Origin of the sequence: Pseudomonas sp. P5_152 (genome assembly GCF_033989915.1) — a bacterium.
In the GTDB taxonomy this organism is placed as follows: domain Bacteria; phylum Pseudomonadota; class Gammaproteobacteria; order Pseudomonadales; family Pseudomonadaceae; genus Aquipseudomonas.
On record NZ_JASFAH010000002.1, the window covers coordinates 3,213,747 to 3,232,610 of the forward strand.

The following is an 18,864-nucleotide window of genomic DNA, read 5'->3' on the forward strand; positions in this document are numbered from 1 at the left end:
CCATGACTTGCCTCGCTGTCCCTGCCCCGATCGAGGTGGCCAGCACCCCCAAGGTGGTGGCGCCGCCGACGTTCGGGCCGCGCATCATCATCGGCCTGGTTGGCGTGTTGCTGGCCGTGCTGGTCTCGGGCCTGAATGAAATGGTGACCAAGGTCGCCCTGGCCGATATCCGCGGAGCCATGGCGATCGGTTACGACGAGGGCACCTGGCTCGTCGCCTGCTACGCCGCGACCTCCGTGGCCGCGATGGCGTTCGCCCCCTGGTGCTCGGTGACCTTTTCCCTGCGTCGTTTCACCTTGTGTGCAATTGGCCTGTTCACCCTGTTGGGGTTACTGATCCCGTTCGCGCCCACCTATGAAAGCCTGCTGCTGCTGCGCACCGTGCAAGGCCTGGCCGGTGGCGCATTGCCGCCGATGTTGATGACCGTCGCCCTGCGATTCCTGCCGGCCAACATCAAACTCTACGGCCTGGCCGGTTATGCCCTGACGGCCACCTTCGGTCCTGGCCTGGGCACGCCGTTGGCGGGCCTGTGGACTGAGTATGTGAGTTGGCACTGGACCTTCTGGCAGATCATCGTGCCGAGCCTGCTGGCGATGGCGGCCGTGGCCTACGGTTTGCCGCAGGACCCGCTGCGCCTGGAGCGCTTCAAGCAGTTCAACTGGCGTGGCCTGCTGCTGGGATTTGCGGCCATCTGCATGCTGGTGATCGGCATCCTGCAAGGCAATCGCCTGGACTGGTTCGAGTCGAGCTTGATCTGCTGGTTGTTGGGTGCGGGCGTGGTGTTGCTGGTGCTGTTCCTGTTCAACGAATGGTCGCAGCCGGTGCCGTTTTTCAAGTTGCAGATGCTCGGCATCCGCAACCTGAGCTTTTCCTTGCTGACCCTGGCCGGGGTGTTGGTGGTGCTGCTGGCGGTGATCATCATCCCCTCCAGCTATCTGGCGCAGGTCCAGGGTTACCGGCCGATCCAGACCGCCCCGGTGATGCTGTTGATGGCCGCCCCGCAACTGATCGCGCTGCCCTTGGTCGCGGCGCTGTGCAACCAGCGCTGGGTCGACTGTCGCTGGGTGCTGGGCATCGGCCTGGGCATGCTGGCGCTGTCCTGCATCGGTGGTTCGCAGTTGACCTCGGTGTGGATCCGCGACGATTTCTACCTGCTGCAATTGCTGCAGATCTTCGGCCAGCCGATGTCGGTGCTGCCGTTGCTGATGCTCGCGACCGGCAGTATCAGCCCGATGGAAGGCCCCTTCGCCTCGGCCTGGTTCAACACCGTCAAAGGCCTCTCGGCGGTGCTCGCCACCGGCTTGCTGGAAACCCTGACCACGGTGCGCCTGCATTTTCACTCGACGATGCTGGTGGACCGCCTTGGCAACTCACCCCTGGTCGGTGGCGATAGCGCCAGCCTGGCGCGGCGCCTGCACCAGCAAGCCGTGGTGCTGACTTCTGCGGACTTGTACCTGTGCATGGCCGGGATCGCGCTGGCGCTGATCCTGCTGATTTTCTGGCTGCCGACGCGGATGTATCCGCCGCGCGCACCCACTTGAATGTTGACTGAAACAGAAGGTTTTTATGACGATCTCTAGCAAGCAAAAACTCACCGGCGCCACCACCGCGGTGTTGGCGGTGGGCGTATTGGTCTACCTGCTGGCCCCCGGGGTATTCGGCAAGAAGCCGCAGCAGAGCACCAATGACGCGTTTGTCAGTGCCGACTTCACCCTGGTGGCGCCACGCGTGGCCGGATTCATCAAGGAGGTGCTGGTCGAAGACAATCAGCGGGTCCAGGCCGGGCAATTGCTCGCGCTGATCGATGACCGCGACTTTCGCGCCGCCGCCCAAGCCGCCGATGCCGATACGCTGGTGGCCAGGGCGCAACTGCAAAACGCCCGGGCGACCCTTGAGCGCCAGGCGTCGGTGATCGCCCAGGCCCAGGCCACGGTGGTGGCCGCCAAGGCGGAGCAGGCCTTCGCCGAGCATGAACTGAATCGCTACAACCACTTGGCGGGTGTCGGCGCCGGCACCGTGCAGAACGCCCAGCAGGCGCGCACCCGGATCGACCAGGCGGGCGCTCGGTTGGCCAATGCCACGGCGGTGCTGGCGGCGGAACGCAAGCAAGTGGAGATCCTCACGGCCCAGCGCGACGCCGCCGAAGGCGGGCTCAAGCGGGCGCAGGCGGACCTGGAAATGGCCAGCTTCCAGCTGTCCTATACGCGCATTGTCGCCCCCGTGGACGGCATGGTCGGCGAGCGCGCAGTGCGGGTTGGCGCCTACGTCACCCCGGGCAGCAAGATCCTCGCCGTGGTGCCGCTGGCGCAGGCCTATGTGCTGGGCAACTTCCAGGAAACCCAATTGACGGATGTAGAGCCGGGGCAGGACGTCGTGGTGCACGTCGACAGCCTGGGCGGCGAAGCCCTGACCGGGCGGGTCGAGAGCATTGCGCCGGCGACCGGGGTGACCTTTGCCGCCGTCAAGCCGGACAACGCCACCGGTAACTTCACCAAGGTGGTGCAGCGTATTCCGGTGAAAATCATCCTCGACCCGGGCCAGCCTTTGGCCCAGCGGTTGCGTGTCGGCATGTCGGTGGAAGCCAGCATTGACACCACAAGCTCGCAGAGCAGCGTGCGCGAGGTGACGCAGCGATGAGCCCTGGCATTCCCCACAAACTCCTGTTGCTCGCCCTGGGCCTGCTGTCATTGAGCGCCTGCACCCTGGGTCCGGACTTTGTCCGGCCGCAGGCACCCCAGGTCGAGCAGTGGTCGAAAGCGCAAAAGGCGGCGGCCAGCGAGGCGGTGAGCACGCAAATGGATGAGCGCTGGTGGGAGGTGTTTGCTGACCCGCAACTGTCCGCCCTCAGCCGTCGCGCGTTGACCGACAACCTTGACCTGCAACTGGCCAGCAGTCGCCTGCAACAAAGCCTGGCGGTGCGCCAGGTGGTCACGGCCGAGCAGTACCCCAGCACCGCTGCCACGGGCGGTTACGCCCGTAAACGCAACAGCGGCGAAGGGCTGAACGACCCGTCCGGGCACAATGGCAACTCAGCGTTCAGTTTGTGGGAGGCGGGTTTCTCCGCCTCCTGGGAGCTGGACTTCTGGGGCCGCGTGCGGCGCCAGACCGAAGCCGCCGACGCCACCCTGGAAGTGGCGCAAAACGATCGCCGTGGCGTGCTGCTCTCGGTGTTGGCGCAAATTGCCCAGGACTACATCCAGTTGCGTGGCGTGCAGAGCACCCGTGCGGTCACCGAGCAAAACCTCGAGGTCGCCCGGCATAGCTTGAAGTTGTCGCAACTGCGCCTGGCCGACGGCGTGGCCACTGACCTGGACGTCGCTGAAGCGGCTGCCCAGGTGGCCGCCATCGAAGCGCGCCTGCCGGCGTTGCAGCAGCGCCAGGCGCAACTGATCAACGCCTTGAGCCTGTTGCTGGGCGAGCGGCCGCAAGCCCTGCAGGCCGAGTTGGCGCAAGACGGCCCGGTGCCGCAGACCCCGCGTCAGGTGGCGATCGGCTTGCCCTCGCAACTCGCCGAGCGTCGCCCCGATATCCGCCAGGCCGAGGCCCGCCTGCACGCTGCCACGGCCAGCATCGGCGTGGCCAAGGGCGATTTTTACCCTCGTATCACCCTGTCCGGCAACTTCGGCTCCCAGGCCATGCAATTGAGCGATTTCGGCTCCTGGGGCTCACGCCAGTTTGGCATCGGGCCGCAATTCAGCGTGCCGCTGTTCGATGGTGGTCGCCTGCGCGGCATGCTTGAGTTGCGCGAGGCACAACAGCAGGAAGCGGCGCTGGCCTACCAGCAAACCGTGTTGCGCGCCTGGCATGAAATCGACGACCAGTTGACCCGCTACAACGCCAGCCAACTGCGCCGCGACAGCCTCGCCGAAGCGGTACGGCAAAACCAGATCGCCCTGCGCACCGCCCAACAGCAGTACGTCGAAGGGGTGGTGGACTTCGTCAACGTCTTGACCGTGCAGGGCGAGCTGCTGGCGACCCAGGAACAACTGGTGGACAGCGCGACCAGCGTGTCACTGGCCATGGTCGGGCTGTACAAGGCGCTGGGCGGCGGCTGGCAGTCGGTGTATCCGCTGGCGCAGGTCGAAGCTGCCGGCCAGGGGCATGGCTGAGTCAAGGCCGGTTGCCCTCAGCCCCTGGAGGACAAGTCCGCCATGCCTTTGAGCAACTCGATCGGTAGCGGGAAGACAATGGTCGAACTCTTGTCCCCGGCAATCGAACTGAGGGTCTGCATGTAGCGCAATTGCATGGCGCCCGGCTGCCGGCCGAGCATTTCGGCGGCCTGCATGAGTTTTTCCGAGGCTTGCAGTTCACCTTCGGCGTGGATCACCTTGGCCCGGCGTTCCCGCTCGGCTTCGGCCTGCTTGGCGATGGCGCGGATCATCGATTCGTTGAGGTCGACGTGCTTGATCTCGACATTGGCCACTTTGATGCCCCAGGCATCGGTTTGCGCGTCCAGCACCTGCTGGATGTCGACGTTCAGGCGCTCGCGCTCGGCCAGCAACTCGTCCAGTTCATGTTTGCCGAGCACCGCGCGCAGGGTGGTCTGGGCCAGTTGGCTGGTGGCCATGAGGAAGTCTTCGACTTGAATGATGGCTTTCTGTGGGTCGAGTACACGAAAGTACAGGACCGCGTTGACCTTCACCGAGACGTTGTCACGGGTGATCACATCTTGCGCGGGCACATCGAGCACCACGGTGCGCAGGTCCACGCGGACCATCTGCTGGACTACCGGAATCAGCAGGATCAGCCCCGGCCCCTTGACTTGCCAGAAGCGTCCGAGCTGGAACACGACCCCGCGTTCGTACTCACGCAGGATACGAAAAGTCGACCCCGCCAATGCAATCAGCAGCACCAGCAGCGCGGCAAAACCCAGTTGCAGGCCCATGGTCATTCTCCCTGCGGCGCCGCGTCAGTCGCGGCCACTTCCAGCATCAGCCCCTTGCGCGCCACCACCTGGACCCATTGCCCCGGTTGCAGCGGCGTCGTACTGCGCACCTGCCAGCGCTCGCCCTGCAGATGGACCCAGCCGTGGTAGACGCTGCCGGGCTGCAGGGCCAGCACCTGGGTGATGCTGCCAAATAGTTCGGTATCGCCGCTGACCGTGTGCCGCGGACGGGTTTTCAGGGCGTGGATCAGCAAGGCCAGCAACAGCAGGGCGCTGATCAGTGCCAGGCCGATGATCAGTGGCGTCGGCACGTCGTTGTTGGCCAACATCACCGCGCCGACCACGAACATCAGGATGCCGCCCAGGCCGATCACGCCGTAATTGGGCAACAGGGCTTCGGCCACCAGAAAGGCGATCCCGAACATCATCAGCCAGACCGCGAACGGGTTGGTCACCAGCAGCATGACCGTGTCCGCCGCGAACACTGAAGCGCTCACACCCGACAACACCACAACCGCACACCAGCCACCGATGTTCACTTGACCCTCCGGGAGAGTCGTCCGTCTGCGAGCCATACGCAGGCCCTGTCTACAGTCTAGTTGAGCCTGGGGTTGAACGAAATTTGATCAGTGCAGGTCGACTGCTCCAGTGGGCAGATTTTCCTTCGCCGCTGAACAGCCGGCCTAGACTTTGAAGTGACAACAGAAGGTTTAACCATGGTCCGCCAGCCTGGGCTGCGGACACCGAGGTGCATCATGCGTATGGCAAGAACCGTACAGCGCAGCCTGGAAGAGGCGCACTGTGAATTTGACGTGGTGGCTCACCCACATTCGGCCAGCAGCCTGGAAACCGCCCGCGTCTCGGGTATTCCGGCCGAGCGCGTGGCCAAGTCAGTGATCCTCGACGACCATCACGGGCACTATTTGATGGCGGTATTGCCGGCCAGCCGGCACCTGGACCTGAGCAAAGTGCGCGGCAGTGGCGAATGGCAGGTCACCCGCGAAAGCACCCTGGCCCACCTGTTCAATGACTGTGAACGCGGCGCTGTGCCGGCCCTGGGCGAATCCTATGGCCTGGACATGGTCATCGACCCCTTGTTGACTCGTCAGAAAGAGATCTACGTTGAAGCCGGCAACCACAACAACCTGCTGCACATGAGCATGGTGCAGTACCTGAAAATGGTGCCCCATGCACAAATCTGCGAACTGAGCCATTAACCCCCTTCACCAGGAGAGTCCCCATGGAAGCACCGACCCACAGCCTGCCCAACCTGTTCAAGCAACTTGGCCTGGAGCATGACGCCGAGAGCATCGATAAATTCATCGCCACTCATTCGCCGCTCAAACCGGAACTGCACCTGGCCGACGCGTTTTTCTGGACTAAAAGCCAGGCGCAGTTCCTGCGCGAAGAAATCCGCGAGGACGCCGACTGGGCAGAAGTGGTCGACCAGTTGAACGTGCTGTTGCGCAAGGGCCGCGGGGTATAACCCCCGTAGCAGCTGCCGAGCTCCGCGAGGCTGCGTTCGACTGCGAAGCAGTCGCAGAAGTCGACTAGAGTTTATCTACCCATGAACCGAGCGAGGACGTTGTCCTCGGACGCAGCCTCGCGGAGCTCGGCAGCGGCTACAGGCGAATGCGAGGGTGAAGGTGAGCGCGGACGAGTGAGTTGGCTGCCGATCAGCAAATTGTTTCAAAACTTGACTGGATTTCCCTTCCAGTGCGATATTGATAGTTAGCAAACTAACAGTGTGCGAATTCTCCTGTGCCCCAGACCCTCGACGCCCTTCAAATGAACATCAGCAGTGCCATGGTGGTGGCCGCGCGGCATTGGCGCAAAATCTGCCAGACCACGCTGGTCAACTTTGGTATCTCCGAAGCCTGTGCTGTCCCGTTATTGATGATCGGGCGCCTGGGTGAGGGTGTGCGCCAGGTGACCGTGGCCCAGGCCGCGGGGATGGAGAGTCCTTCGCTGGTGCGCCTGCTCGACCAGTTATGCCATGCCGGGTATGTCTGCCGCACCGAAGATACCCACGACCGGCGCGCCAAATGCCTGAGCCTGACCGACTCCGGTCGCGAGCTGGTGCAAGCGGTGGAGGTGGAGTTGGTGCGCCTGCGCCGCGAGGTGCTTGAAGGGATCGATGCGGCGGACCTGGAAGCGGCGCTGCGGGTGATTCGCGCGTTCGAGACCGCCGAGCAGGCAGCGGTGAGCCCATCTTGAGCGGATTTTTTTCTGGGATGCCGCCGGCTCGCGACTGGTTCTACGGGGTACGGACTTTCTCGGCGTCGATGATTGCGCTGTACATCGCCATGCTCATGCAGATGCCACGGCCGTACTGGGCGATGGCCACGGTCTACATCGTTTCCAGCCCGTTCGTCGGGCCTACCAGTTCCAAGGCCCTGTACCGCGCCATCGGCACCTTTACCGGTGCGGCGGCGGCCTTGCTGTTCGTGCCGATGTTCGTGCAGAGCCCCTATGTGCTGGTGGTGGTGATTGCGTTGTGGACCGGCACCCTGTTGTTCCTCTCCATGCACCTGCGCACCGCCAACAGCTACGCGCTGATGCTTGCCGGTTACACCTTGCCGCTGATCGCCCTGCCGGTGGTGGATAACCCGTTGGCGGTGTGGGATGTGGCAGAGGCGCGCACTGAGGAGATCTTTCTCGGGATTGTCTGCGCGGCGGTGGTGGGCAGTCTGTTCTGGCCCCGGCGCCTGGCCCCGGTGTTCGATGACGCGGTGAGCAAGTGGTTCGGTAGCGCCGTGACCTATAGCCAGCGCTTCCTCAGTCGTGAGGTCGAGCCTGGGGAAATCAGCGCGCTGCAGGCTTCGATGGTTGCCACCTTCAACTCCCTGGAGCTGATGATCGGCCAACTGCCCCACGAAGGTGCCCGGCCGCAAACCGTGCGCAACATCAAGGAACTGCGCGGGCGGATGATCCACCTGCTGCCGGTGATCGATGCCCTGGACGATGCGCTCTACGCCTTGCAGCGACGTACCCCGGAGTTGGTCGACAAGTTTGCGCCGATCCTCAGTTCATCCCTGCAATGGCTCGAGTACAGCGATGCCTCGGTCGCGCGCTGGGAGGCCCTGCGCGCGCAACTCCAGGCCCTGCAACCCAGCGCGCAAGCCCTGGATGATCGCAAGCAACTGCTGTTTTCCAACGCGCTGTACCGCCTGGGCGAGTGGATCGACCTGTGGCAGGACCTGCGCAGCCTGCAATACGCGATTCACACCGATAACCAGGACAACTGGCGGGCGGTGTACCGGCACTGGCGTCTCGGGCGCCTGACGCCCTTTCTCGACCGGGGATTGATGCTGTATTCGGCGACCTCCACCGTGCTGGCGATCATTGTCGCCTCGCTGCTGTGGATTGCGCTGGGCTGGCCCGACGGCGGCAGCGCGGTGATCCTGGCGGCGGTGGCGTGCAGTTTCTTTGCGGCGATGGACGACCCGGCGCCACAGATCTACCGGTTCTTCTTCTGGACCGCATTGTCAGTGGTATTCGCCAGCCTTTACCTGTTCCTGATCCTGCCCAACCTGCATGACTTCCCGATGCTGGTGCTGGCGTTCGCCGTGCCCTACATCGTCGTCGGTACCCTGACGGTGCAGCCGGCGTTTTACCTGGGCATGCTGCTGACCATCGTCAACACCTCGTCGTTCATCAGCCTGCAAGGCGTCTACGACGCGGACTTCCTGAGCTTCGTCAACTCCAACCTGGCCGGTCCCATCGGCTTGTTGTTTGCCTTTGTCTGGACCCTGGTGGCGCGGCCATTCGGTTCGGAGTTGGCGGCCAAGCGCCTGACCCGCTTCAGTTGGCACGACATTGTCGGCATGACGGAGCCGGCCAACCTGGCCGAAAGCCGCAAACTGGGGGTGCAAATGCTCGACCGCTTGATGCAGCACCTGCCACGCCTGGCCATGACGGGCCAGGACACCGGCATCGCCCTGCGCGAAGTGCGGGTCGGGCTCAACCTGCTGGACATCCTGGCCTACGCGCCACGGGTGCTGGGGGTGCCGAATGTGCTGTTGCGTCAGGTGGTGGCCGAGGTCGGCGAATACTTCAAGGCGTGCCTGAAGGCCGGCGAACGCCTGCCGGCCCCGGCCTCGTTGCAGATGACCATGGACCGCGCCCGGCGTGCGCTCAATGGCCAGGGCCTGCAAGGCGACGATGACACCCGCCTGAACCTGTTGCACGCCCTCAGTGGCCTGCGCCTGGCGCTGTTGCCGGGCGTGGAATTCCTCGGCACGGGCGAGCTGGAAGAACCGCTACCCCATGGCATTGATGGAGCGCCTCTATGATCGGTGACCTGGACGTCAGCGGGGTGTTCCTGCCCACCCTGCTGGTGCTGATGGGCATTACCTATGTGTTGTACCTGCTGGTGCACGGGGTGCTGACGCGCTTGCACTTTTATCGCCTGGTCTGGCACCGGGCGTTGTTCAACGTGGGTCTGTACGCCTTGCTGCTCGGCGCCGTGGACTCAATCAGTCGATACCTGATGACATGAAAAAACCTTTTTTGACCCTTGGCCGTGTGGTGTTGACCCTGCTGATCGTGACGCTGGCCGTGTTCGTGGTGTGGCGCATGGTGGCGTACTACATGTTCGCCCCGTGGACCCGTGACGGACACATTCGCGCCGACATCGTGCAGATCGCCCCGGACGTTTCCGGGTTGATCCAGCAAGTGGAGGTGCGCGACAACCAGCCGGTCAAGCGTGGCCAGGTGTTGTTCGCCATTGATCCGGACCGCTTCAAGCTGGCGCTGCGCCAGGCCAAGGCGGCTGTTGCCGACCGTCAGGAGACCCTGGCCCAGGCCCAGCGCGAAGCCAAGCGCAACCGCGGCCTGGGCAACCTGGTGCCGGGTGAGCAACTGGAAGAAAGCCAGTCGCGCGTGGCCCGTGCCGAGGTGGCGCTGATGGAGGCCCAGGTCGCGGTGGACAGCGCCCAGCTCAACCTCGACCGCTCGGTGATCCGCAGCCCTGTCGACGGCTACGTCAACGACCGCGCGCCTCGCGTGCAGGAGTTCGTGACTGCCGGGCGCCCGGTGTTGTCGGTGGTCGACAGCAACTCGTTCCACATCGACGGTTATTTTGAAGAGACCAAGCTAGGTGGCATTCATGTTGGCCAGCGCGTCGACATCCGGGTGATCGGTGATAACGCGCGCCTGCGTGGGCACGTCGAAAGCATCGTCGCCGGGATCGAGGACCGCGACCGCAGCAGCGGCGCCAACCTGCTGCCCAACGTCAACCCGGCGTTCAGTTGGGTGCGGCTGGCCCAGCGGATTCCCGTGCGCATTGCCTTTGACGAGGTGCCGCAGGACTTCCGCATGATCGCCGGGCGTACCGCCACTGTGTCGATCATCGCCGACCAGCCCGCCCAGGAGCCAGCCCAATGAAGACCGCTGGCGGATTAGTCACGGTGGGCCTGGGCCTGCTGCTGTCGGCCTGCCAGGTGGTCGGCCCGGATTACCAGGTGCCCAAGGACGCGGCGGTGCAGCGTGCGGACTTGCAGGGCGAGCTGCCAATCGACGCGCACAACGTGGTCTCGGCACCAGTGCCGGCGGATTGGTGGCGCCTGTACCAGGACCCGCGCCTGGATCAATTGGTGCAACAGGCCATGGCCTCCAACACCGATTTGCGAGTGGCGGCGGCCAACCTGTCCCGCGCTCGCACGCAAGTCGAGCAGGCCGAATCGGCCGGTGGCTGGAGTGGTGGGGTCAAGCTTGGCGCCCAACGCTTGCAGGAATCCGGGGAAGCTTTCTTGCTGCCGGAAAAAGTCCCGGTGGCCAACGTCGGCGACGTGGCCTTGACCACGTCCTATCAGTTCGATCTGTTCGGCACCTTGCAGCGCGGTATCGAAGCGGCCAAGGCCAATGCCGATGCCACCCAGGCGGCGGCCGATACCGCACGCATCACCGTGGTCGCCGATGTGGTGCGTGCCTACACCCAGGTGTGCGCGGCCAACGAAGAGCGCGAGATCGCCGAGCATTCTCTCGACCTGCAACGGCAGAGCACCCAGTTGATCCAGCGCCTGCGCGATGCCGGGCGCGGCGACGAAACCCAGGTCACTCGTTCGTTGACCCAATTCAAGTCCCTGCGCGCGGAAATGCCGCGCTATGAAGCGGCGCGCCAAGCCGGGTTGTTCCGCCTGTCGATGCTGTTGGCCAAGCCGGTCGACCAGTTACCGGCCGGCACTGCCAGTTGCCACGAGCTGCCCAGAATCGCCCAACTGTTGCCGGTGGGCGACGGTGCCACGCTGCTCAAACGGCGGCCGGACGTGCGCCAGGCCGAGCGCCGGCTGGCGGCGGCGACTGCGGAAATTGGCGTGGCCACCGGTCAGTTGTACCCGGACATCAGCATCGGGGCGACTGTGGGCACCGTCGGCATCCTCGATCACCTGGGCGAGTCCCAGACCAATCGCTGGGGCTTCGGCCCGTTGCTGACCTGGAGCGTGCCGACCAACGGCGCCCGCGCGCGGGTGCATGAGGCCGAGGCGGTGAGCCAGGGCGCACTGGCGCACTTCGACGGGGTGGTGCTCAACGCCATTCGCGAAACCCAGACCGGCCTCACTCAATACGCTGCGCTGTTGCAGCGCCGCGATGCGCTGGCCGACGCCGAGCAGTCGGCGCAAGTGGCGGCAGACCAGACGCACCGCTTCTTCCAGGCCGGTCGGGCATCGTTCCTCGCCGACCTGCAGGCCACCCGCACCTACACCGACGTACGGGCGCAAGTGTCCATGGCCAACACCCAGGTTGCCATGAGCCAGATCGATCTGTTCCTGGCCCTGGGCGGCGGCTGGGAAAGCGGACGAACGCAAGCGGCAAAACCGACGAAACCCTGAGGCCGTTGCTATGCTTTGAGATGTCGGATCCGCGCGGGCGAATCCGCCAATCAAGGCTCGCACAGGTCATGGGGATTCCAATAATGAAAAACCCTTATGCTCCCGGCTTCTGGTGCGCGATCGCCGCACTGGTGTTGCTGTCTGCTACCTATTTTTATGGCGTCATGCTGGCTCACCAGCTCGACAAGGCCCTACTCTTTCTCGACAGTGCCAGCGCGATGATCGGCGTGCTGTCGATCGCGGTGGTCGCCTGGGCCTCGCTGCAAGGCCAGCGGATCAAGAAAAAACAACTCGAACAAGGCAAGACCCTGGTGCAGATCTGGGACACCAAGGTGGCGCTGCGCCGGGTCGAAACGGTGTTCGACCGGTATTTCTGGGGCAGCTACTGGCAGCCGGGTCGCACCTTCCAGGAGGTCATGGGCGAACTGACCGGCACCCCGCTGGAAAAAAGCCTCGAAGCGCTCAAGGTGCAATGCCGGGCCCTCGACCAGCAAGTGACCGGCGAAGGTTGGCATTGGCTGAACAACGCCCGGGAACTCGCTGACGTCGCCACCGCCATGGCCCGCGAACGCTACCAGCTGGATGTCTGCGACCCACGCTTCGATTCACCCGACGGCACGGTGATCAATCGTGACTTCGAGGTGCTGGTGTACACCTGGACCGCGCGCCTGAAAAGCTTTGATCATCAGCTCGACGAGATGGAAACGGAGTATTCCTGAGGCACAAGCCGCTCCTGCAACGGTGCGGGCGTGGCCGCGACTGGTCGTGGTCACTGGACACTCTTTAACCCTTATTCATTGGGTTGCCATAGACCGCTAATGCTAATCTGCTGCGCAATTTGAACGAAGTCGCGCCACGGCCTGTCATGGGTTCAGGGAAGACGACCCTTTCAACAACGGACAATGAACAGGTATTTCATGAATAAATCAGCAGGTGTGCTTCTTGGAATCGTAGTGGCCATTGGTGCAATCAGTGCCGGCGGCGCGTGGTACACCGGCACCAAGCTGGAAGGGGTGTTGCAGACGTCCATCGCCGACGCCAACCAGCAGTTGCAAGCGGCCATGGTCGGCTCCAACGGCACCGCGACCCTGGAATTGGTGTCGCTGGATCGCCAGCTGTTCAGCAGCACCGCCCATTACCGCCTCAAGGGTCAGGGCGAGATGTTTGGCGAACACGCCGATGGCGTAGAGCTGCTGTTCACCGACCATATCGAACACGGCCCGCTGCCGTTCTCGCGGCTGGTATCGCTGAAATGGCTGCCGGTCATGGCCACCAGTCACTACTCCCTGGAAAAAACCCCGCTGACCGCCAAATGGTTCGCCGCCACCAAGGACGTGTCGCCGCTCAAGGGGGTGATCAACCTTGGCTATGACCGCGCCACCAGCGGCACCCTTGAGTTGTTGCCTGTCGACACCGTGCTCGACGACCAGTCGACGCTGAAGTTTTCCGGGCTCAACCTTGAGGTCTCGGCCAGCGCCGAGGCGCAGAAGGTCAAGGCCAACGGTTACATGGACAGCCTGACGCTGACCAGCGTCGCCGAGGACCAGTCGCCGGTCAAAGTCGAACTCAACGGCCTGACCCTGGCCAGCAACCTGACTAAAAGCAGCTTCGGCTATTACCTGGGCGATAACACCGTCGAGGTCAGCAGCAGCAAAACCATCTTCGGTGACAAGCAGGCGGTGCTGCACCTGAAGAAACTGGAAATGAAGACCGCCACCAGCGAATCCGGGAGCAACGCGGCGGGCCGTGCCGATTACAAGATTGCCGAAATCACCCTCAACGACAAAGCGCTCGGCTCGGCCAAAATGGCCTGGAGCATGAAGAATCTCGACATCCCGTCGACGCTGTCGCTGGTGCAGATCTATCAATCCAAACTGCAGCCGTACGAGGAAGCCGCCGCCGCAGCCGCTGCGGCAGGGCAACCCGTGCCGGAGTTGCAACTGAGCGAAGCCGAGGAGGCCCAGGCCAAGGCTGACCTGGAAAAACTGCTGGCCGCCCAGCCGCAAATCGCCCTGGAGAACCTCTCGTTCACCACCGCCAACGGTGAAAGCAAGGCCAGCCTGGTGCTGGACCTGACCAAGCCGAAGTCGATGGACCAGCCGACCGATCAGATGGTGCGCGAGCTGATTGCCCTGCTGGACTTCAACCTGCAGGTCTCCAAGCCGATGATCACTGACCTTGTGAGTGTGCAGGCCCTGGTCGAAGGCCAGACAGACGCCAAGGCCATTGCCGAAGAAGCCCTGGCCACCAGTGATATGTTCAGCAGCATGGCGGTCGGCACCCAACTGGCGACGCTGGAAGGCAACAACGTCGTGTCCAAGCTGCACTACGCCAACAACCAGGTGGAGTTCAACGGCCAGAAAATGACCGTCGAGGAGTTTGTCGCTTTCGTCATGAGCAAGCTCGGGACCCCGGGCGAAGTCCAGTAAGCCACTGGCACCACCGCCTCACCCAAACGCCCGGCCTGTGCTTACGCACGGTCGGGCGTTTTGTTTTGTAGGACGATTCTGAAGAAATATGCGGATTCGTCTTTTGCCTACCCTCGCCATGGAAGACTGCATCGCAGGATAGCTTGGCCGTGTCATCAGGCACTGGCCGCCTGATGGTGTTGCCATCAGGGGGAAAACCCATCGCTCCAGCTTTCCTCGTACAGGAAACCTGCGAATGTTGCGTACCCTCCATCCCCACCTGCGCCCGATTGTTCGCGTAGCGCTTTGCAGCCAGTTGCTCTGGCCGACCCTGGCGGTTGCCGACACGGCATACGATGACCTGGTGCGCCAGGCCCGTGCGGGCAACTACGGGCCGGTATTGAGCGTGCTGCGCCAGGTTCCCGACAAGCAGTTATCCACAAGCCAGCTCAGCGATCATCTGCAGATCGCCAGTTGGGCGGGCCTCGACAGCGAAGTCGTCAAGGTTTATGAAACCCAGGCCCGCCAGCGGCAATTGCCCCTCCAGGCGCTGACCGCCACCGCGCGTGCCTACCGCAATCTACAGCGCTGGGATGAGGCCGCCGCGCTGTATCGCAGGGCGCTGGAGCGCGACCCCGATAACGCCGACGTGCAGCTGGGGCTGGCGCTGGTTCAGGCCGATGCCGGTCAACCGGGTGACGCGGTCAACCGCGCCAAAGCATTGGTGGCCGCCAAGCCCGGGGATCCGCATCGCCGGTTGGCACTGGCCTATGCCCTGACCCGCGCCGGGGCGACCTACGACGCCTTGTTCGAGTACGACCAGGCGTTCGTCCGTGCAGGGAGCACGCCTGAAGTCGCCCGCGAATATGTGTTCGCCCTGCAGCGTGCGCGTTTACCGGAACCGGCGCTACGCCTGGCGCGTCAGCGCCCGGGGTTGATCGAACCGACACTGTTGCGGCGTATCGAGGGCGATGTGGCGGCCGAGCGGGTGCGCCTGGCGGAGCTGGCCACGCGCAGCGAGAAGGAGCGCTACGTTATTGCCGACCGTGCCCTGGCCGACTACGACCAGCTCATCCGAACCTGGAGCGCCGACGCCCAGGCACGCGATGACGTGCGGCGCTGGCGTATCGACCGCTTGGGTGCGCTCAAGGCGCGTGCGCGTACCGCCGAGGTTATCCATGACTACCAACAACTGATTGGCGAAGGTGTGCCCATTCCCACCTATGCGCTGCGCTGGGTGGCCGCCTCCTATCTGGATCAGCGTCAGCCGGAAGTGGCCGTCGATATGTACCGCCAGGTTCTGGCGGCACCCGATGCCGACCAGGGTGATCGCCTGGAAGACAGCACGGCGCTGTACTACGCCCTGCTGGAAAACGATCAACCGGAACAAGCGCGCGAGCTCGCCGACAGCCTGGCCCAGAGCCAGAACCCACGGGTCGAGCTCAAGGGCTTGCCGGTGGGCAACCCCAATGATGAGTGGATGGATGCGCAGCAACTGGCGGCCCAGGCCGGCACCTATGGGGCGGATTTGCCCGGGGCCGAGCAGCGCCTGGCGGCCTTGGTCGAACAGGGCCCGGGGAATATCGGCCTGCGCCTGGCCCAGGCAGACCTGTACCGCGCCCGTGACTGGCCGCGTCGTGCGGAGTCCCAGCTCAAGGAAACCGAAAGCATGGCGCCACGCGACGTTGGCCTGGAAGTCGGGCAGGGCTATACCGCACTGGACTTGCAGGAGTGGCGGCAACTGGATGCGTTGACCGACGACGTGGTGGCGCGCTACCCGGACAACCGCCAGGTCCAGCGTCTGCAGCGTCTGCGTGAAGTTCATGACATGGCTGAACTGCGGGTCTCGGCCTATGGCGGCAAGAGTTACGGCGGCGCAGACAGCGGTGCCGGCGCGGTCAACGGCAGCCGCGACCTGGGCATTGAAACAGTGCTCTATAGCCCACCGATCGATGAGGACTGGCGACTGTTCGGTGGTGCCGGCTACGCCACCGGCGACTTCCAGGAAGGCACCGGTCACCATCGCTGGCAGCGCGTGGGTGTGGAGCGGCGGACGCGCGACATGACCCTGGAAACGGAAATCTCCAATCACTCGTACGGCTATGGCAACAAGACCGGTGCACGCCTGGCGGCGGCTCGTGACATCGACGATCACTGGCAGTACGGCGCTAGCCTCGACTATCTGTCGGCCAATACGCCGCTACGGGCCCTGAACAGTGACATCACGGCCAATGGCGGCAGTGCTTTCCTGCGCTGGCGTGGCAATGAAAGTCGTGAGTGGCAGCTGGCGCTCAGCCCGTCGCGCTTGAGTGATGGCAATCGCCGGTTCGAGGCGTTGTTGACGGGGCGCGAGGGCGTGTACAGCACGCCAGGCCTGCAAGTCGATGCGGGTCTGGAAGTGGGCAGCAGCCACAACTCGAAGAACGCCGATGTGCCGTATTTCAATCCCAAGTCCGACCTCAGCGTGCTGCCGACGCTGAGCGCCAATCACGTGCTCTATCACCGTTACGAAACCGCCTGGAGCCAGCAGTTCCAGGCCGGTGCCGGTACCTACAGCCAGCGTGATTACGGCACGGGGGCCATCGGTCTGCTCAGTTACGGCCAGCGCGTCAGCTGGAACGACGTATTCGAGGCGGGTGCCGCGTTGAGCTGGCTCAACCGGCCCTATGACGGCGATCGCGAGAGCGATCTGCGCCTGATCATCGACCTCACCTACCGCTTCTAGAAGAGTTTGCCCATGCTTGCAATCACACGTTGCATCCTGCTGCAGGGGGTCCTGTTGCTCACCGCCTGCGCCCAGCAGGCCCCAGCATTTGTGCCGCCCTCACAACGACCGCTGGCAGCCAGTGAACAGCCCTGGCCGAAAAACCATGTGCTGGGCATTGCCTATCACGATGTCGAGGACCGCGATCCCGACCAGGCGGTGGTCGCTGTGCGCACCGAACGCTTGATCGAGCAATTGGCCTGGCTGCGGGAAAATCACTATCAGGCGGTGACCGTCGACCAGATCATGGCGGCCCGCAAGGGTGGCCCCGAGCTGCCAGCCAAGGCGATCCTGCTGAGTTTCGATGACGGCTATTCGAGCTTCTATACCCGGGTCATGCCGGTGCTGCGTGCTTATCGCTGGCCTGCCTTGCTGGCTCCGGTCGGCAGTTGGATCGACACACCGCTCAATCAACCGGTGGATTTTGCCGGTACTCCACGCCAGCGCTCGGACTTCCTGACCTGGGAGCAGATTCGCGAAGTCTCGCGTTCCGGCCTGGTGGAAATTGCCGCCCACACCGATGCCAGTCACAAGGGCGTGCTGGCCAACCCGCAAGGAAACCTGCAGCCAGCGGCGGCGACCCGTCGCTACGACGCGCTGACTCAGCGTTACGAGACAGAGGCCGAGTTCCAGGCTCGTTTGCGCAGTGACGTGGTTGCTATCTCGGCGAAAATTCGCGCGGTCACCGGCTACGCGCCACGGGTCTGGGTCTGGCCGTACGGCGCCGCCGACGGTAGCGCGCTACAGGTGGTGGACGAGCAGGGCTACCAGATGGCGTTGACCCTCGACGACGGTCTCGACAGCCTGGCTGACCTGATGAGCAGCCCGCGTTATCTGGTGGCCTCGGACCCGGACGGCGAGCATTTCGCCAACAGCATCGTCGGCGTGCAATCGAAGGCGCCGATGCGCGTGGTGCATGTCGATCTGGACAACGTCTACGACCCGGACCCGGCGCAGCAGGACAGCAACCTTGGCAAACTGATCCAGCGCATGGCCGACATGGGCGCGGACACGGTGTTCCTGCAAGCGTTCGCCGATCCCAAGGGCGATGGGCTGGTGCACTCGCTGTACTTCCCCAACCGCCATCTGCCGGTGCGCGCCGACCTCTTCGATCGTGTCGCCTGGCAGTTGCGTACCCGGGCCAACGTCAAAGTCTTTGCCTGGATGCCGGTGCTCAGCTTTGCCCTCGATCCCGCCTTGCCTCGGGTGACCCGCTGGGATCCCGACAGCGGCCAGGCCTCGGTTGACCCTGGCCAGTACCAACGCCTGTCGCCGTTCGATCCCAACGTGCGACGGATCATCGGCGAGCTCTATGAGGACGTGGCGCGCCTGACCTCGGTCGACGGCATTCTCTACCACGATGACGCCTTGCTCTCGGATTTCGAAGACGCCAGTCCACAAGCCTTGCAGGTCTATGCCGCCAACGGCTTGCCGGGATCGATCGCCCAACTGCGTGGCGATCCGGCCACGATGCAGCGCTGGACGCGCTTCAAGAGTCGCTACCTGATCGACTTCACCCACGAACTCACCGCCAGGGTCCGCGCCATCCGCGGGCCGCAGGTGCGCACAGCGCGCAACCTGTTCGCCGAGCCGATGCTCAATCCGCCGAGCGAAGCCTGGTTTGCGCAGAACCTCGATGATTTCCTCGGCGCCTACGACTGGACTGCCCCCATGGCCATGCCGCTGATGGAGGGCAAGACCCATGAGCAGTCCGGTGCCTGGCTGGAATCCCTGGTGGCCACGGTCAAGTCCCGCCCCGGCGCCTTGCAGCGCACGGTGTTCGAACTGCAGGCCCGCGACTGGAACCGCAGCGATGCGTCCGCGCCGCTGAGCAGTCAACAACTGGCGGATTGGATGGCGCGTCTCAAGCGCGAGGGTGCCACGAGTTTTGGCTACTACCCCGACAACTTCCTCGAGAACCAGCCGGACCTGAAAACTGTGCGCCCCGCGCTCTCCAACAAGTGGAATCGCTGA

At 63.9% G+C, this 18,864-nt stretch carries 16 protein-coding genes; 14 read left to right on the forward strand and 2 right to left on the reverse strand.

All coding sequences use genetic code 11. The features are described from left to right. The first annotated feature begins 2 nt into the window (after positions 1-2). The 3 genes from QMK50_RS14640 to QMK50_RS14650 are packed head-to-tail and all read left to right on the forward strand — an operon-like array spanning position 3 to position 4,109. Positions 3-1,541: an MFS transporter gene (locus QMK50_RS14640; protein WP_320333369.1), complete on the forward strand. Its 1,539-nt coding sequence runs from the start codon at positions 3-5 to the stop codon at positions 1,539-1,541. Positions 1,542-1,566: 25 nt separating this feature from the next. Next, positions 1,567-2,637, forward strand: coding sequence for an HlyD family secretion protein (locus tag QMK50_RS14645; protein WP_320333370.1), 1,071 nt, complete (start codon positions 1,567-1,569; stop codon positions 2,635-2,637). Further along, positions 2,634-4,109, forward strand: coding sequence for an efflux transporter outer membrane subunit (locus QMK50_RS14650; protein ID WP_320333371.1), 1,476 nt, complete (start codon positions 2,634-2,636; stop codon positions 4,107-4,109). Before QMK50_RS14645 ends, QMK50_RS14650 begins: the two co-directional genes overlap by 4 nt. Positions 4,110-4,126: 17 nt before the next feature. Here QMK50_RS14650 and QMK50_RS14655 read toward each other — a convergent pair whose 3' ends face one another. Beyond that, positions 4,127-4,885: a slipin family protein gene (locus QMK50_RS14655; protein ID WP_159993048.1), complete on the reverse strand. Its 759-nt coding sequence runs from the start codon at positions 4,883-4,885 to the stop codon at positions 4,127-4,129. A gap of 2 nt (positions 4,886-4,887) precedes the next feature. After that, positions 4,888-5,460, reverse strand: a complete 573-nt coding sequence (locus QMK50_RS14660) for an NfeD family protein (RefSeq protein ID WP_095170839.1) — start codon at positions 5,458-5,460, stop codon at positions 4,888-4,890. Positions 5,461-5,640: 180 nt separating this feature from the next. On the opposite strand from QMK50_RS14660, the gene QMK50_RS14665 reads away from it, so the two are divergent. From QMK50_RS14665 to pgaB, 11 genes are all read left to right on the forward strand, one after another. Beyond that, complete coding sequence (locus tag QMK50_RS14665) at positions 5,641-6,102, forward strand: aminoacyl-tRNA deacylase (protein WP_095170840.1); 462 nt, start codon at positions 5,641-5,643, stop codon at positions 6,100-6,102. A 23-nt stretch (positions 6,103-6,125) separates the two neighbouring features. Continuing rightward, the gene (locus QMK50_RS14670; RefSeq protein ID WP_095170842.1) at positions 6,126-6,371 is read left to right on the forward strand and encodes a DUF2789 domain-containing protein; all 246 of its coding nucleotides are present in this window, start codon (positions 6,126-6,128) and stop codon (positions 6,369-6,371) included. Positions 6,372-6,673: 302 nt separating this feature from the next. Further along, complete coding sequence (locus QMK50_RS14675) at positions 6,674-7,102, forward strand: MarR family winged helix-turn-helix transcriptional regulator (protein ID WP_095170843.1); 429 nt, start codon at positions 6,674-6,676, stop codon at positions 7,100-7,102. After that, complete coding sequence (locus tag QMK50_RS14680) at positions 7,099-9,180, forward strand: FUSC family protein (RefSeq protein ID WP_159993052.1); 2,082 nt, start codon at positions 7,099-7,101, stop codon at positions 9,178-9,180. The genes QMK50_RS14675 and QMK50_RS14680 overlap by 4 nt, the downstream gene beginning before the upstream one ends. Beyond that, complete coding sequence (locus tag QMK50_RS14685) at positions 9,177-9,386, forward strand: DUF1656 domain-containing protein (RefSeq protein ID WP_095170847.1); 210 nt, start codon at positions 9,177-9,179, stop codon at positions 9,384-9,386. Before QMK50_RS14680 ends, QMK50_RS14685 begins: the two co-directional genes overlap by 4 nt. Next, positions 9,383-10,273 carry an HlyD family secretion protein gene (locus tag QMK50_RS14690; RefSeq protein ID WP_095170849.1) on the forward strand — a complete coding sequence of 297 codons (891 nt, stop codon included), beginning with the start codon at positions 9,383-9,385 and terminating at the stop codon, positions 10,271-10,273. The genes QMK50_RS14685 and QMK50_RS14690 overlap by 4 nt, the downstream gene beginning before the upstream one ends. Beyond that, entirely contained in the window at positions 10,270-11,718 is a 1,449-nt protein-coding gene (locus QMK50_RS14695; RefSeq protein WP_095170851.1) for an efflux transporter outer membrane subunit, read from the forward strand. The genes QMK50_RS14690 and QMK50_RS14695 overlap by 4 nt, the downstream gene beginning before the upstream one ends. Before the next feature lie 83 nt (positions 11,719-11,801). Beyond that, a complete protein-coding gene (locus QMK50_RS14700; RefSeq protein ID WP_159993054.1) occupies positions 11,802-12,437 on the forward strand; it encodes an NADH:ubiquinone oxidoreductase subunit N in 636 nt (211 codons plus the stop codon). A gap of 198 nt (positions 12,438-12,635) precedes the next feature. After that, entirely contained in the window at positions 12,636-14,147 is a 1,512-nt protein-coding gene (locus QMK50_RS14705; RefSeq protein ID WP_320333372.1) for a YdgA family protein, read from the forward strand. A gap of 235 nt (positions 14,148-14,382) precedes the next feature. After that, positions 14,383-16,851, forward strand: coding sequence for a poly-beta-1,6 N-acetyl-D-glucosamine export porin PgaA (gene pgaA, locus QMK50_RS14710; protein ID WP_320333373.1), 2,469 nt, complete (start codon positions 14,383-14,385; stop codon positions 16,849-16,851). A gap of 12 nt (positions 16,852-16,863) precedes the next feature. Then, positions 16,864-18,864, forward strand: coding sequence for a poly-beta-1,6-N-acetyl-D-glucosamine N-deacetylase PgaB (gene pgaB, locus QMK50_RS14715; protein WP_320333374.1), 2,001 nt, complete (start codon positions 16,864-16,866; stop codon positions 18,862-18,864).